Below are 14245 nucleotides of genomic sequence, written 5' to 3'. Positions count from 1 at the left end.
GGTGGCTCGTCCTGCTAGCACCATGTGGCTGATGAGAATGCTCGATCAGCTGCTTTGCTGCTTCCGTAGAGGGTGCAGGCGAGAGATCACTGGCCGCATCAGTGCCTGTGTTCGTCGCTAGTGCGTCCCAGCACCAAGCCGACCAGGGTGATGGCGCACGCGCTGCACAGATAGACGACGATCAATTCGGTTCCATTGCGTCGACTCAGTAGCCACGTGAACGCGAGCGGCGCGATTGCTCCGCCAACCACGCCGGCGAGCGTGTAGCCAAGCGAGCTTCCTGTCGATCGCAGCCGAGCGGGGAACTGCTCGGCGATGAAGGCTGCCTGCGGGCCATACATCAGCGAATGAAACACCAAGCCTCCAGTCACGCCGATCAGCAGCGATTGAAAGTCATGCGCGAGCGCGAAGAAGCCCAGGGTCCACAGCGCTGCGCCGACAGCGCCGATCGCGTAGACGCGTTTGCGTCCGAACCGGTCCGACCACCATCCGGATAACGGGATCAGAAGAACCTGCAGGCTCGATCCACACAGCACTGCCGCGACTGCTTGTGCGCGGCTCAAGCCTAAGCGGTGCGTGGCGTACGTGAGCACGAACACTGCAAATAGAGAATAAAGAACGTCCGGGCCGATACGCGCCAGAATTGCGGCGGCAAGTGCACGGCGATGATCGCGGAGGACTTCGGTCACTGGCGCCTTCGGTCTCACGCCGCGAGCTTCGAGCTCACGAAACACCGGGCTTTCTTCCAGATGCGAACGTATCCACAAGCCGAAGCACACCAGCACTGCGGAAAACAAGAATGCCAGGCGCCAGCCCCAGCTCAACAGCGCGTCTTCCGACAACGTCGCTGAGAGCAGGCCCAGGATGCCGCTGGCGAGCAGCGTGCCGATGGGCGGCCCGATCTGCGCCGCCGAAGCCCAGAACCCTCGCTGATTCGGCTGACTCAACTCGCTCGTGATCAAGACCGCGCTGCCCCATTCGCCGCCGACGCCAACGCCTTGTGCGAAACGAAGCAATACCAGCAGAGTGGGGGCGAGCACTCCGGCTTGCGCGTACGTCGGCAGCAACCCGATGAGAAACGTAGCGATGCCCACCACCAGCAACGTGATGACAAGGACCCTCTTGCGCCCGATGACATCTCCCAAGCGGCCAAACACAATGCCACCCAGCGGCCGCGCCAGATAGCCGACTGCATAGGTCGCAAAGGCCTGCAGAACGCCTGTCAGCGGATCGTTCTGCGCGAAGAAAAGTTGACCGAAGAGCAGCGCCGCCGCTGCGCTGTAAACAGCGAAGTCGTAGTACTCGAGCGAGGTGCCCGAGAGGCTCGCCGCGAATGCGCGATATAAAGCGCGACGGTCGTCGACAGGTTGAATCGTGGCGCTTGAATCCAAACTGCGAGCGTTCATCTGATGGCGGTCCCGCGTCGTCAAAGCGTCGCGGCCGTGCGGGCCGCTTGGTTGTAATTGTGAGTGTACATGAGCCCCGCAGTCGGGGGCGGCGAAAGATTATCGAGCGGATGAAGACTATGTCGGGCTCGTTCAAGCGCTCGGTGTCGATGGCGAGCAGGGGCCCTTTCTGGCGGGCAAGCCGACCGTGACGGGCAAGGTAGGTGCCGAGCTCACCGAAGAGCCGGGATACAAGGCAGCGCGCGAAACAATGCTCGTTTTGCTCGCGGCCTTACGTGCAGAGATCGGCTCGCTCGCTGCCAATGAGCTGCCATTGCATATTCCAGTGGAGATCGAGTTCGTGGTGGAAGTCGACTCGGAACCATGACGGTCGCGGCACGTTGGCTTTCATCGGATGGAGCTTGCGGAGATCGACATGAGAGCACTCGTCTACAACGGCCCGCGCGATGTCAGTATTAAGCAGATGCCGGACCCCAAGATCGAAGCACCCACCGACGTGCTCGTGAAAATCACCACGACCAATATCTGCGGCTCGGATTTACATATGTACGAGGGCCGGACCGATCTGGAGTCCGGCCGGATCATAGGACATGAAAATCTTGGCGAGGTCGTAGAGTGCGGGGCTGCGGTGACGCGAATCAAAAAGGGCGATCGCGTCTGCGTGCCGTTCAATGTGGCTTGCGGTTACTGTAAGAACTGCGAGCGCGGCTATACAGGCGCTTGCCTGACGATGAATCCGGGTTCCGCGGGCGCCGGTTACGGTTATGCCGATATGGGTCCATACGAGGGCGGGCAGGCCGAGTATCTGCGCGTTCCCTACGGCGACTTCAATTGTTTGCAGCTGCCCGAAGATGCCGAGGAAAAGGAATCGGACTACGTAATGCTCGCGGACATCTTTCCCACCGGCTATCACGCCACCGAGCTCGCGCGGTTGCAGCCTGGCGAATCTGTCGTGATCTATGGCGGTGGCCCGGTGGGACTGATGGCGGCTTACTCGGCAGTGCTCAAGGGCGCGAGCCGCATCATGGTGGTCGATCGTCATCCGGACCGGCTGCGGCTCGCGGAACAGATGGGAGCCATTGCCATCGATGATTCCAAAGCCTCGCCGGTCGATCAGGTGCTGGAGCTGACTGATGGTGAGGGCGCAGACAAAGGTTGCGAGTGTGTCGGCTATCAAGCGCACGACGTGCAGGGTCACGAGCATCCGAACATGACCATGAACAATCTGGTGCGCTCGGTGCGGGCGACCGGAATGCTCGGCGTCGTCGGCGTATTCGTACCGGAAGATCCGAAGGGGCCCGACAAGCTCAGCAAACAAGGACAGATCGCGTTCGATTTCGGAGAGTTCTGGACGCGCGGACAAAGCATCGGAACCGGTCAAGCGCCGGTGAAGGCCTACAATCGCTACTTATGCCAGCTGATCCATGAGGGCCGGGCAAAACCCTCGTTCATCGTCTCCCACGAGCTGGGTCTGGAGCAGGGCCCGGACGCTTACAAACATTTCGATGCGCGGGAAGAGGGCTGGACCAAGGTGCTGCTCAAGCCCGGGAAGAGTCACTAGCGCGCGTTCGATCTCCTGGGAACACGCGCGTATGCCTCACCACTGGGGCGGTGGCGCGATCCGCAAGCCATTGTTCACCTGTCTGACGCCCGGGATCATTTCGATGAGGTCTTCGACGCGATGCTTTTGCTGACGCGAATTCACAGCGCCCGACAATGTGACTTCGCAGTCCTCGACGGCTACATCGATATTGGAAGCATCGATCTGGCCGTCCGTGGTCAGGGATTCGCAAACATCTTCACGAATGCGCTCGTCGGAGCGACGGTAGCCCTTCGGTCCCCGGCCGCGCTGATTGCCCAAGCCAACGCCATAGGCTGCAGGATTGTTGCCGTAATAGTCGCTGCCAGGGCGCCAGCCGCGACGCTCGAAGCCTTCACCCAATTCATCTGGATCCCAGGCCATTTCACGAATCCTCAACACCCAGTGGTTCTCGGCTAACGAATCGGGCTCGAATCGGTTCCGGCGCCGCGCGCGAGCCGTCGTTCGATCCCTGACGTTGAGGAACAAACTGTGGTCGATGACGTTCGGCCTACATGACGTTGCGAAATTCTGGAACCAGTCGCAAGAGGACGGAACCAAGAGCACAAGATGGCGAAGTCATCGTTGTGACTGGCGCTTCGGGTGGCATTGGTCGTGCCACGGCTCGTGCGTTCGCACGGCCCGGTGCTCGGATCGCGTTGCTGGCGCGCGGTGAGCGCGGCTTGGAGGGCGCGCGTGAGGAAATAGAAAGTGCTGGCGCGACTGCTCTGGTCATTCCGACTGACGTGGCCGATGAGAATCAGGTGGAGGCTGCCGCCGCGCGCGTGGAACAAGAGTGGGGTCGAATCGACGTTTGGGTGAACAACGCGATGGCGACGATCTTCGGCCCGATCAGCGCTTTGAATGGCGGCCAGGTCAAGCGAGCGACGGAAGTCACCTATCTCGGTGCCGTCTACGGCACATTGAGCGCGCTGAAGCGTATGCGTGCTCGCAATCGCGGCGTGATCGTGCAAGTGGGCTCGGCTTTGGCATACCGCGCCATTCCCCTGCAGGCGCCGTACTGTGGGGCCAAGCACGCCTTGCGTGGCTTCACCGACTCACTGCGCTCCGAGCTGTTGCACGACCGGAGCAACATTCACGTAACAATGGTGATTCTGTCGGCATTCAACACGCCGCAGTTCGACTGGGCGTTGGATCTGGTGGGCAAGCGCCCGATGCCGGTCCCGCCGATTTTCCAGCCGGAGATTGCGGCCGACGCGATCGTCTGGGCGGCACGGCATCGGCGCCGAGAAGTGTTCGTCGGCTGGCCGGCAGTCAAGGCGGTGACCGCCAATAAAATGTTTCCGGGCTGGCTCGATCATGTGCTGGCGAAAGAGGGCTACAGCGGGCAGATCACTGCCGAGCCGTCGCCGCCGGATGCGTGTGCCAATCTGTACGAGCCGTGCGATGTGAATCCCGGAGCGCATGGTCGCTTCGACCGCGAGGCTCGCCGCTCCAGCATTCAGTGGTCGCTGACCAGGCATCGGTCGCTGATTGCTGGCGGCTGCATAGCCGTCCTGGCGGCGCTCGTTGCGTTGAGGAGATGACGCTCCGCTCAGACGCCTGCGAAGTGTTCGACTGCCAACAGGATCGCCTTCAGTACGGCGATCATTGCGCCCCAGATGACCAACATCGAGATGGCGCTGATCACGACACCCAGCAGTGCAGCCAGGCCATCGTGCTCGATCAAGGCCAGCGAAATGACGCACATGGCCGCTGCCGGCAGCATGTTGCCGAGGGGAATGGGCAAGAAGAGGATCACAGCAAGAGTCAGCAACAGCAGGGCAAGCAGACGCTCTGCAACTGAGGTGACCAGCCAGCCCAAGCGCGGCTTCAATACCCGCTCGAATCGCTTCAGCACTGGCACGGCGCGTCGTACCACCGCAGCGAGATCCTCACGAGCGATCGACCGGAGGGCAATCGCCTTCGGCAGCCAGGGCGTCGGACGGCCATAGAGCAGCTGAAAGGACAGGATAATCAGCGGCAATCCCAGGATTGCCGACGTGCCCGGCGGCGTCGGAAAGACGTTGGGCAGCGCGAATACGAAGATCAGTGCGCCAAATGCGCGATCGCCCGCCATCGCGAGCAGGTCTCCGATGGAGACCCGCTCCCGACTTTCATCTTCTGCGATTTGGGATAGCAGTTCGGATAGTGCGGAGTGGCGATTTGCGGACAGCACTGGACGGCGACAACGAGAGGCGGGAGTACCGCAGTATAGCTGTCGCCGGGATCGGGCTGCCGCAGACGGCCGTCAGATCACGCCGAACGCCAGCATCGCTTCGGCCACGCGCCGGAAGCCGACGATGTTCGCGCCGATCATGTAGTTGCCCGGGCTGCCGAACTCCTTGGCCGTCTCGAAGCAGTCGTGATGGATGTTCTTCATGATCTCGTGCAGCCGGCGCTCGGTGTGCTCGAAGCTCCAGGCGTCGCGGCTCGCGTTCTGCTGCATTTCGAGCGCCGAGGTTGCCACGCCACCGGCGTTGGCCGCTTTGCCCGGGCCGTACGCGGTGCCGGCACCGATGAAGGTTCGCACGCCGCCCGGAGTGGTCGGCATGTTGGCGCCTTCGCCGACAGCGATGCAACCGTTGCGGACCAGCGTTTTCGCTGCAGTTTCATCGAGCTCGTTCTGAGTCGCACAAGGCAGCGCCACCTCGCACGGAATGTCCCAGATGAAGCCGTTCGGGATGTACTTGGCTTCGCGGTGCTTGGCGTAGTCGCTGATGCGCCGTCGTTCGACCTCTTTCAATTGCTTGAGCAGTTTGAGGTCGATGCCGCGCGGATCGTGAATGACGCCATTGGAATCCGAGCAGGCAATGACCTTGGCGCCCAGTTCCTGCAGTTTCTCGATCGCATAGATTGCGACGTTGCCCGAACCGGACACGGTGCACAGCTTGCCTTCGATGCCGTCGCCGCGCGACTTCAGCATCTCTTCGACGAAGTAGACCGTACCGTAGCCGGTCGCTTCACGTCGCACCAACGCACCGCCCCAGTGCGGGCTCTTGCCGGTCAGCACGCCGGACTCGTAGCGATTGGTGATGCGCTTGTACTGGCCGAACAGGTACCCGATCTCGCGCGAGCCGACGCCAATGTCGCCGGCGGGCACGTCGGTGTACTCGCCCAGGTGAGGGTACAGCGCGGTCATGAAGCTCTGGCAGAAGCGCATGATCTCGTTGTCACTGCGCCCCTTCGGATCGAAATCCGAGCCGCCCTTGGCGCCGCCGATCGGCAGGCCGGTGAGCGCGTTCTTGAAGATCTGCTCGAAGCCCAGGAACTTGATGATTCCCAGGTATACCGACGGATGAAAGCGCAGGCCGCCCTTGTAGGGGCCGAGCGCGCTGTTGAAGCCGACGCGGAAGCCACGGGCGATCTGCACGACACCGCGGTCGTCCTGCCAGGGCACGCGGAAAATCAGCTGGCGCTCCGGCTCGCAGATCCGCTCGATGATCTTCTGATCGGCGTATTCCGGGTGTTTGGCCAGGACCGGCCCCAGGCAATCCAGCACTTCGCGAACGGCCTGGTGGAATTCGGCTTCACCGGGGTTGCGCTGTATGACTTGCTGATAGATGTGCTCGATCTGCTCGCTCGGGGTCACCATTAACTCCCAGGGGGCTCGCGACGTTGCGAGCTCGGTATACCAAAAAGGGGGGCGACCATATCAAGCTGCGCAGGGCTTAGAAAGGGGCGAGCAGCAATCAGCCTCGGCGCAGCGGCCGATGAGCAATCTTCGGGTTACAGGCTCCGATGACCTACCAAATCTGGTTTGTCAATAAAAGCGCTCTCGATCAAGCCACGGCAACGTTCCGGTGCGGCACGATCAAAAGATCCATGGCCTTGGACTGCGCCAGCAGGCTGGCGCGGCTGCGCCGGAACAGGCCGGAAAGTGCCGGCCACCGGTCCGCTGTCACGATGACGCAATCAGGCTGGCGAAGCAGCGATACGGTCCGCCCGCCGATGCGTACATCCATACGACGCGAGGCGTGCAAGACCTCGAGCTTGGACATAACTTGCTCCAGAGCGGCCGCCTGACCGCGCGATGGTGCAACGATCGTCACATGGCGGTACGCCTGCGGTTTGCCGTCGTTGACGACCAGGACCGCGCATCGTGCTTCGGCGGCGGCGCGTTCGGCCGTCGTCGCAAGAAACCTGTCCATGAGGCGTGGCCTGGAGGAGCCCAGGACGATCAGGTCCGCGCGCCACTCCTGTGCCACGCGGCTGATCGTACGGTGAGGGTTGCCGATGCGAACGGAGATGGCCGGGCGAGGCTTGAAGTCTGGCCACCGCCGCACGTGCCATTCGAGAGCCCCGTGGGCGTGCTCGGCCCGTCTGCCGCTGATACGCAGTGGCGTCTCGCCATCCACTACGTGCAGCAACAACAGCTCGGCATCCATTTCTTCGGCGAGCCACATCGCCTTGCGTAAAGCGTGGTCCGATTCTCCCCAAAGATCGGTCGCGCACATGACTTTGAAGCCGGTGCTCCCCAGCGCGCTGCTCACGTGAGCTTTGATGGCGAGCGGTTGCTGTTTGGAAATCAGGCTCAGTTTCGTCATGCCGCTTGCAGCCACTTCCTTTCCGCCGGTGGGGGAGCAATGGCGAGAACGTCACAGCTCACGCTGCGTAATACTTGATGCGCGACGCTGCCGATCAGAATCCGCTTGAGGGCGAGCCACCGACCCACGCCGATGATGAGCAGCTCGGGCTGTCCTGTGTCGAGCGCGTGTCGAATTGCAGTCAGCGGCCGTGCGAGCTCGGTCGAGACGTGTACGCGAGTGAGGTCGACACCCGCGTCTTCCAGGCTCCGCAGCACGTCCTGGCGAGCGGTGGAATGCCAGTTTATTTGTCGCGCCAGGCCTTCGATGTAATCGAGGTTATCGGCCGCCGCGATATCGTGATAGGGCAGCCCGAACGCATGCACGACCCAAGTGTGAGCGTTCTTCAGCATGCCCATGTTCACGACGGTACGCGTGACGTGCGCCGACGTTGAGGAAAGATCCGTGGCGAGGACCACGCGCTCGTACGTTTGCTCGGCAGAGTTGGCTACCAGGAGCACGGAACAATCTGCGCCGCGAATGATCCGTTCTGCAGTCGTGCCGATTATCGCATCCAGGCGCCGACGTTTTGGCTGCGCCAGCACGATGAGATCAGGCTTGAATTCTCGGGCCGCGGCGATCAGGACGTCCACGGGCTTGCCCAGTTGCACCGCTGCCATGGCGTTCTCGGGAGCGTGCTTCATGAAATGCTCACTCTGGAAGGTGAGTCTTGCATAGGCGCGATTCACCTTCGATCGCAGCACTCGCCCTGCCAGGCTGTCGTTCACGGCGTGCACGAAGAGCACCTCTGCATTCATCTGCTGAGCCAGCAGCGCGGCGCGTTGCATGGCGCGCTCGGAGCGCACGCCCAGATCAGTTGCACACAGTATCCGCGGTTTCGGAATGCCAGCCGCAACCGCGGTTTTCTGCCAGAGCATCGCTCTTCCGCAACTGGATATGCCTTCCATCGTTCACCTCCTGAGATTGCCGTGATGGTGTGCGCCTTGGTCCCGTGATCGTGATCGTCCTAGTTGTACCGACGTCGGGCGCTTAGATCCATTAGAAATAGGTGTCCGCACAGTTAGAAAACATCGAAGCGGCGAGATGGGGGTGCGAGGTTTCCGAGTGACTCGCAACGCCGCTCGCGCCGATTAGAGAAACTCGAAGTGATGGCGAGAATATTTCCAATTGTTAACAAGGCGGCCGAAGCGGTACAACACGGCGCAGCAACTCTTGCCAGGAAGGAGTGTTCAGTGCATTCGCCGCAGACCGTCCGACACGCAATCGATTCGCCATCGGCCGTGGTGGCTCTCGAGCCCCGCTCGATAGCGCCGTCGTCGGAGGGTCGGACCGAAGTCGAGGTGACTGCGGATCACAATTTCACGCTCGCCGCTCAACATCTAGGGCTGTCTGCCGATCAGCAGCTGTTGTTGCGCACGCCGTTTCGCGAAGTGAAGGTCGCCGTGCCGGTACAGATGGACGACGGGTCGCTGCGCGTGTTTGCTGGATATCGCGTCCAGCACAGCGGTGCGCGCGGGCCGGCGAAGGGCGGCATTCGATTTCATCCCGATGTAAACATTGGTGAGATGCACGCGCTCGCAGAGATCATGACGTGGAAAACGGCGCTCGTGGATGTGCCGTTTGGCGGTGCCAAGGGCGGCATCGCGTGCGATCCGTCGAAGCTGTCGCTCGCCGAACAGGAGCGTTTGACGCGCCGCTACGTGTCGCGCATCCACCGATTCATCGGTCCGTTCCGAGACATCCCTGCGCCGGACGTGAATACGAACGAGCAAGTCATGGCGTGGATCCTGGACGAATTCAGCTCCCGGCACGGATACAGTCCGGCCTGCGTCACGTCGAAGCCGGTCGAACTCGGTGGAATTCGCGGCCGGGCGGCTGCGACTGGCACAGGCATCGGTATCGTGCTCGCTGAGCATCTGAAGGCAAGCGGACGTTCGTTGCGAGGGATGCGTGTAGCGATTCAAGGGTTCGGCAACGTCGGCTCGAATGCGGCTGCGTTCATCGAGCACCATGGCGGCGAGATCATCGCAGTCGCGGACGTAAACGGTGGCATTCGCAGCAGCGGGTCGAGCCCGTTGCACGTGCACGATTTGATCGAGCATGTGCGACTGACCGGATCCGTCGTGGGCTGTCCGGGCACAGTGCCGATCGAGAACGAGGAGCTGATCGCTGTGCCGTGCGATGTGCTCATTCCGGCGGCCCTGGAAAATGCCTTGACCGAAAACAATGCGGGCAAAGTGCGCGCCTCTGTCATCGTCGAAGGAGCGAATCTGCCGACGACTGCCGGCGCGGACCGGATCCTGCGCAGTCGAGGCATCGATGTCATTCCCGATCTGCTGGCCAACGCCGGTGGCGTCGTGGCGAGTTATTTCGAATGGACGCAGAACCTGCAACAGGCCCAGTGGCCACGCCAGAAGGTGAATCGGCAGCTGCGTTCCTATCTGGTCCGCGCCTATCGCGCCGTACGCAAGATCGCCGAAGCGCGAGATATGTCTTTTCGAGAAGCCGCGTGGCTCATCGCAATCGAGCGGGTCGCGCGCGCCGAATCGCTGCGGGGCGCGATGCTGACGCGCAGGGACCGCAAGCAGTAGGGCAGGCTGTGCTAGCAGATTTTCCGATTGAACAAAGCTGCTCGCATCGAAGCGAGCGGTTCCAACTCGACTTTGCTCAGAAAGCGATGCTGCTGCTGCCCAAGGATTCGAGCGCTTCATACAGCGCCAACGGACGCGGCTTGGTGATCGCTGCCGAGACCGAGATGGCATTGGAGCGGCCCGTGCGCCGGCTCACCGATGTGTATGGCGACATGCTGCGCATCGGCCCACCCACGATCCGTTATCGACAGGGAGAACGGCTCGAGCAGCCGATCATGGGCCTGCGCGTGCTGTGTTCTCCTGGGTGCTATGAGGAGATCAGGGAGGATCTGAGGCTGCGTCGTGCGGCGATCATGGATGCCGAAGTGAATCGCAGGTTCGGCATCGTGCGCGCCAGCGCGCCGCTGGCAGTTCTGCTCGGCTATCCGGATCGGTTTGCAAGCATGACCGGAGGACATGGCCAGCTGGTGATGTGGCTGAGTCACTACGAACAACTTGACGATCCGCCGCCTGCGGGCGTTGCTGCATGAACTGACGCGGAGTGCCGATGTGACGAGATTGTTATGTGCGACTGATCTGCTACCGAAGAGTGAGATGGCCGTCGATCGCGCCGGCATTCTCGCAGCAGAGCTCGGCGCAGACCTGTCGCTGCTGCACGTCGTCTCTCCAACCGCGTCGGAGCGAGTTCTGGAGCAGGAGTTGCAGATCGCCATCGCTCGCATGCGCTCCCGTGTTCGCCCGCCGCTGTGGCGGCACGGAGCGGGACCCGAGGTGGTCGTTCGCCCGGGCAATCCAGTACGGCTGATCTGCGACACGATCGAGCGGGAGCAGTCCGACCTGTTGATCATCGGACCTCACGAACGACGCAACGTGGTCGATGGAGTGTCCGGAACGATCGCTGAAAAAGTGTTGAGCGCCCGCAAGTGTCCGCTGCTGCTCGTGCAACAGGAGGCGGATGTGAGCTATCGGAACGTGTTGTTCGCACTCGATGACTCGCCTGAATCGGGCTTGGCGGTTCGCGCCGCAGAGTCGCTGGTGCTCAGGCCGCAATCGCAAGCGACCGTGCTGCACGTGTATGAGCCGCCGTTGAAAGGGATGGTGCCATCCGCGAGACAGGCGACGACCGCGTACGAAGCCCGCGATCGAGCTGCAACTGGCATCCAGCAACTGCTGAGCCGGGAGAGCGCGGACGACAGTCGTTATGAGGTCCTGCTCGAAGAGGGACATCCGATACCGGCGATCCTGCGTGCGGTCGAGAGGCATCAGCCGCAGTTGTTGGTCATGGGAACCCGGGCTGTGAGTCGAATGCGGCGAGCGCTGCTTGGCAGCGTCGCCAATCAGCTCTTGAAGGTGCTGGGCGGCTGCGATGTGTTGATCGTGCCTCGTGATTCGATCAGGTCGGCGACGAGCGCGGGCGAGTTGCGGCCTACTGTGTCGGGAGCGTGAGTGAGTGATCGCGGCGTTATTCAGGAGGGCAAAACTGGAAATGACATCGCTGTGCGCTGAGCGTTTCAAGCTGCTTAGTCAGGAAACGGCTGTGAGGGAGCTGCAGAAAACCCCTCAGGCTGACGCCGACTCGAGCGCTTGGATCACGGAACGCGGCGGAGTGCGCTGTGCTGGCGTTCACCTGATCATCGATCTGCACGGCGCCAACCGTCTCGATGACCAGCCCCTGATGGAGCGTACCTTGCGCCGGTGTGTGGAGAGTGCTGGCGCAACGCTGCTGCACATCCATTTGCATCGCTTCGAGCCCAACGGCGGCATCAGCGGCGTCGCGGTGCTCGCCGAAAGTCACATTTCCATTCACTCATGGCCGGAGCGCAGCTATGCGGCCTTGGATATCTTCATGTGTGGTCAGGCACGTCCCGAGCGTTGTATCGAGGTGTTGCTGGAGGCATTCAGCCCGAGGCGAGCGGAGATCCAGGAATTGTTGCGAGGTCGGATGAATGACTGATTGGACCGAAGAGCTGCTGGCGCCCGGCCTGCGCCTGTCCTACGGAGTGAATCGCGTGCTGGCGCAGACCCACACGCCGCATCAGCAGCTGACGTTGATCGAGAACGATCAGTTCGGGCGCGTGATGCTGCTCGACGGCGTCACGCAAGTGACCACTGCGGATGAATTCATCTATCACGAGATGCTTGCTCACGTGCCGCTGTTCGCGCACGGCGATGTCCGCGATGTGTTGATCATCGGCGGCGGCGATTGCGGTCTGGCGGAGGAGGTGCTGAAGCACGAGAGCGTGCGCAGAGTGTTCCAAGTAGAGATCGACGTCGCTGTCGTGAGCTCGGCTCGCCGCCACCTGGGCGCGATCAACGCTGCAGTGTTCGAGGACGAGCGCTTCCATTTGAGGATCGAGGACGGCGTCAGATTCGTCGATGGCCTGACCGAGAGCTTCGATGCGGTCCTGGTGGATTCGACCGATCCCATCGGCCCGGCAGCCAAGCTGTTCAGCGCGGAGTTCTACCGGAATATCCGGCGCTGCCTGCGAGTGCGCGGTGTCCTGGCGGTGCAGGCGGGCGTGCCTTTCCTGCAGCGCGAGGCGTTTGCATCGACGGTGTCGAATCTGGCGTCGGTGTTCAAGTTTGCCGGCTGCTATCTGCTCGCTTCGCCGAGCTACATTGGCGGGCACCTGGCCATCGGCTGGGCCAGCGACTGTCTGCGACTGGACCGGCCGTCGGTCGACCGGCTCGAGCAGCGAGTTGCGAAGAGCGGCTTGGGCTTGCGGTACTACAGCTCGGCGATGCATCGAGCGGCTTTTGTACTGCCGCCGTACATCGCCGAGCCGGTGAAGGGCTGCATTGCGCGACCCGAGGGCGCAGGCCCCTAACTCGTTAGGGGCCTCACTGACTCACTCGCCTGGCACGGGCGAGTCGACGCCTTGGTGAACGACGCGGGTGGGCAGGCCCAGCCGATCGAGCAGCGTGAGGAACGGCAGCGGAGCGAGTTCCTCGACGTTGACCATCTTGCGAACGTCCCATTCGCCCGAGGCGATCAGCATGGCGGCGGCGACAGCTGGGACACCTGCGGTATAGGAAATACCTTGGCTGCCAACTTCGTCGAACGCTTGCTTGTGATCTGCGACGTTGTAGATGAACACTTCCTGCGCTCGCCCGTCCTTCTCTCCCTGCGCCAGCACACCGATACAAGTCTTGCCTGCGTAACCGGGAGCCAGCGATGCAGGATCGGGCAGGACCGCCTTGACGACCTTGAGCGGCACCACTTCCTGCCCCTCGGCCGTGCGCAGCGGCTGCTCGGAGAGCAGTCCGAGATTCTTCAGCACCGTGAACACATTGATGTAGTGATCGCTGAAGCCCATCCAGAAGCGCACGTTGGGAACGCCCAGGAGTTGCGAGAGCGAATGCACCTCGTCATGGCCCGTCAAATACGCCCGCTGTGTGCCCACCACGGGTAGCTGCCAGTCGCGGCTGACTTCAAACATCTTGTTCGAGGTCCAGCGATTGTTCTGCCACGACCACACCTGTCCGGTGAACTCGCGGAAGTTGATCTCGGGATCGAAATTCGTGGCAAAGAAACGACCGTGACTGCCGGCGTTGATGTCGACGATGTCGATGGAGTCGACCCGCTCGAAATATCGATCCAAGGCGAGCTTCGCATAGGCATTGACGACCCCAGGATCGAAGCCGGCACCCAGGATGGCTGTTACACCGGCGCGTTCGCACTCGGCGCGGCGTTTCCACTCGTAGTTCGCATACCAGGGCGGAGTCTCACAGATCTTTCTCGGGTCCTCGTGGATGGCGGTATCGATGTAGGCGGCACCCGTCTCAATGCAGGCCGACAGCACCGACATGTTGAGAAAGGAGGAGCCGACATTGATGACGATCTGAGCGCCAGTCTGCCGGATGAGGTTCGCCGTCGCCGTTATGTCCATGGCGTCGAGCGCATGCGCTGTCAGCGTACCGTTGGTCGCTAGCGCTTGTTTCTCATGCACCGACTCAATGATGCGATGGCATTTGTCGATGGTGCGTGATGCTAGGTGAATGTCGCCGAGAATCTTATTGTTCTGTGCGCATTTATGAACGACCACCTGACCGACGCCGCCGGCGCCGATGACGAGCACGTTCTTTCTCATTCCGGGAAGATCTCCTCCAATTGCACGAGCG

Annotated in this window: 15 protein-coding genes; 8 read left to right on the top strand and 7 right to left on the bottom strand. The window is 61.9% G+C overall.

Annotated elements, in window-relative coordinates:
* Positions 1-98: 98 nt before the first annotated feature.
* Positions 99-1406: an MFS transporter gene (locus D0550_RS20600; RefSeq protein WP_116811071.1), complete on the bottom strand. Its 1308-nt coding sequence runs from the start codon at positions 1404-1406 to the stop codon at positions 99-101.
* 187 nt (positions 1407-1593) lie between these two features.
* Between D0550_RS20600 and D0550_RS20595 the strand changes: the two genes are divergently transcribed.
* Together D0550_RS20595 and D0550_RS20590 are read left to right on the top strand one after the other, a co-directional pair.
* A complete protein-coding gene (locus tag D0550_RS20595) occupies positions 1594-1773 on the top strand; it encodes a RidA family protein (protein ID WP_116811070.1) in 180 nt (59 codons plus the stop codon).
* A 48-nt stretch (positions 1774-1821) separates the two neighbouring features.
* Entirely contained in the window at positions 1822-2967 is a 1146-nt protein-coding gene (locus D0550_RS20590) for a glutathione-independent formaldehyde dehydrogenase (RefSeq protein WP_116811126.1), read from the top strand.
* A 36-nt stretch (positions 2968-3003) separates the two neighbouring features.
* On the opposite strand, the gene D0550_RS20585 is transcribed toward D0550_RS20590, so the two are convergent.
* Positions 3004-3369 (bottom strand): BON domain-containing protein, encoded by a 366-nt coding sequence (locus D0550_RS20585; RefSeq protein WP_116811069.1) that lies wholly within the window; start codon positions 3367-3369, stop codon positions 3004-3006.
* A 131-nt stretch (positions 3370-3500) separates the two neighbouring features.
* Between D0550_RS20585 and D0550_RS20580 the strand changes: the two genes are divergently transcribed.
* Positions 3501-4532 (top strand): SDR family oxidoreductase, encoded by a 1032-nt coding sequence (locus D0550_RS20580; protein ID WP_116811068.1) that lies wholly within the window; start codon positions 3501-3503, stop codon positions 4530-4532.
* Positions 4533-4540: 8 nt separating this feature from the next.
* Here D0550_RS20580 and D0550_RS20575 read toward each other — a convergent pair whose 3' ends face one another.
* The 4 genes from D0550_RS20575 to D0550_RS20560 form a co-directional block, all read right to left on the bottom strand.
* A complete protein-coding gene (locus tag D0550_RS20575) occupies positions 4541-5164 on the bottom strand; it encodes an exopolysaccharide biosynthesis protein (RefSeq protein WP_116811067.1) in 624 nt (207 codons plus the stop codon).
* A gap of 72 nt (positions 5165-5236) precedes the next feature.
* Positions 5237-6580: an NADP-specific glutamate dehydrogenase gene (gene gdhA, locus D0550_RS20570; RefSeq protein WP_116811066.1), complete on the bottom strand. Its 1344-nt coding sequence runs from the start codon at positions 6578-6580 to the stop codon at positions 5237-5239.
* Between the two features lie 187 nt (positions 6581-6767).
* Complete coding sequence (locus D0550_RS20565) at positions 6768-7532, bottom strand: universal stress protein (protein ID WP_153067249.1); 765 nt, start codon at positions 7530-7532, stop codon at positions 6768-6770.
* Positions 7529-8449, bottom strand: a complete 921-nt coding sequence (locus D0550_RS20560; protein ID WP_161965949.1) for a universal stress protein — start codon at positions 8447-8449, stop codon at positions 7529-7531. Before D0550_RS20560 ends, D0550_RS20565 begins: the two co-directional genes overlap by 4 nt.
* Positions 8450-8764: 315 nt before the next feature.
* Here D0550_RS20560 and D0550_RS20555 point away from each other — a divergent pair, with 315 nt between their 5' ends.
* From D0550_RS20555 to speE, 5 genes are all read left to right on the top strand, one after another.
* Positions 8765-10123, top strand: a complete 1359-nt coding sequence (locus D0550_RS20555; protein ID WP_206606434.1) for a Glu/Leu/Phe/Val family dehydrogenase — start codon at positions 8765-8767, stop codon at positions 10121-10123.
* Positions 10124-10209: 86 nt separating this feature from the next.
* Positions 10210-10653, top strand: coding sequence for a hypothetical protein (locus tag D0550_RS20550; protein WP_116811062.1), 444 nt, complete (start codon positions 10210-10212; stop codon positions 10651-10653).
* Positions 10654-10672: 19 nt separating this feature from the next.
* Positions 10673-11569 carry a universal stress protein gene (locus D0550_RS20545; protein ID WP_153067248.1) on the top strand — a complete coding sequence of 299 codons (897 nt, stop codon included), beginning with the start codon at positions 10673-10675 and terminating at the stop codon, positions 11567-11569.
* 40 nt (positions 11570-11609) lie between these two features.
* Complete coding sequence (gene speD, locus D0550_RS20540; protein WP_116811060.1) at positions 11610-12077, top strand: adenosylmethionine decarboxylase; 468 nt, start codon at positions 11610-11612, stop codon at positions 12075-12077.
* On the top strand, positions 12070-12951 hold the full coding sequence (gene speE / locus D0550_RS20535; protein WP_116811059.1) for a polyamine aminopropyltransferase: 882 nt from the start codon (positions 12070-12072) through the stop codon (positions 12949-12951). Before speD ends, speE begins: the two co-directional genes overlap by 8 nt.
* Before the next feature lie 21 nt (positions 12952-12972).
* On the opposite strand, the gene D0550_RS20530 is transcribed toward speE, so the two are convergent.
* Positions 12973-14214 carry a saccharopine dehydrogenase family protein gene (locus tag D0550_RS20530; protein ID WP_116811058.1) on the bottom strand — a complete coding sequence of 414 codons (1242 nt, stop codon included), beginning with the start codon at positions 14212-14214 and terminating at the stop codon, positions 12973-12975.
* Between the last annotated feature and the right edge of the window lie 31 nt (positions 14215-14245).

It is taken from the genome of Steroidobacter cummioxidans, assembly GCF_003104955.1.
The sequence above is the reverse complement of the archived record's forward strand: the minus strand, read 5'-3'. Positions and strand labels throughout refer to the sequence as shown.

Coding starts and splice junctions, on each gene's coding strand:
- D0550_RS20590 (WP_116811126.1), top strand. CDS start 1,822: ATGAGAGCACTCGTCTACAACGGCCCGCGCGATGTCAGTATTAAGCAG.
- speD (WP_116811060.1), top strand. CDS start 11,610: ATGACATCGCTGTGCGCTGAGCGTTTCAAGCTGCTTAGTCAGGAAACG.
- D0550_RS20530 (WP_116811058.1), bottom strand. CDS start 14,214: ATGAGAAAGAACGTGCTCGTCATCGGCGCCGGCGGCGTCGGTCAGGTG.
- D0550_RS20550 (WP_116811062.1), top strand. CDS start 10,210: ATGCTGCTGCTGCCCAAGGATTCGAGCGCTTCATACAGCGCCAACGGA.
- D0550_RS20560 (WP_161965949.1), bottom strand. CDS start 8,449: ATGCTCTGGCAGAAAACCGCGGTTGCGGCTGGCATTCCGAAACCGCGG.
- D0550_RS20565 (WP_153067249.1), bottom strand. CDS start 7,532: ATGACGAAACTGAGCCTGATTTCCAAACAGCAACCGCTCGCCATCAAA.
- gdhA (WP_116811066.1), bottom strand. CDS start 6,580: ATGGTGACCCCGAGCGAGCAGATCGAGCACATCTATCAGCAAGTCATA.
- speE (WP_116811059.1), top strand. CDS start 12,070: ATGACTGATTGGACCGAAGAGCTGCTGGCGCCCGGCCTGCGCCTGTCC.
- D0550_RS20580 (WP_116811068.1), top strand. CDS start 3,501: ATGACGTTGCGAAATTCTGGAACCAGTCGCAAGAGGACGGAACCAAGA.
- D0550_RS20600 (WP_116811071.1), bottom strand. CDS start 1,406: ATGAACGCTCGCAGTTTGGATTCAAGCGCCACGATTCAACCTGTCGAC.
- D0550_RS20585 (WP_116811069.1), bottom strand. CDS start 3,369: ATGGCCTGGGATCCAGATGAATTGGGTGAAGGCTTCGAGCGTCGCGGC.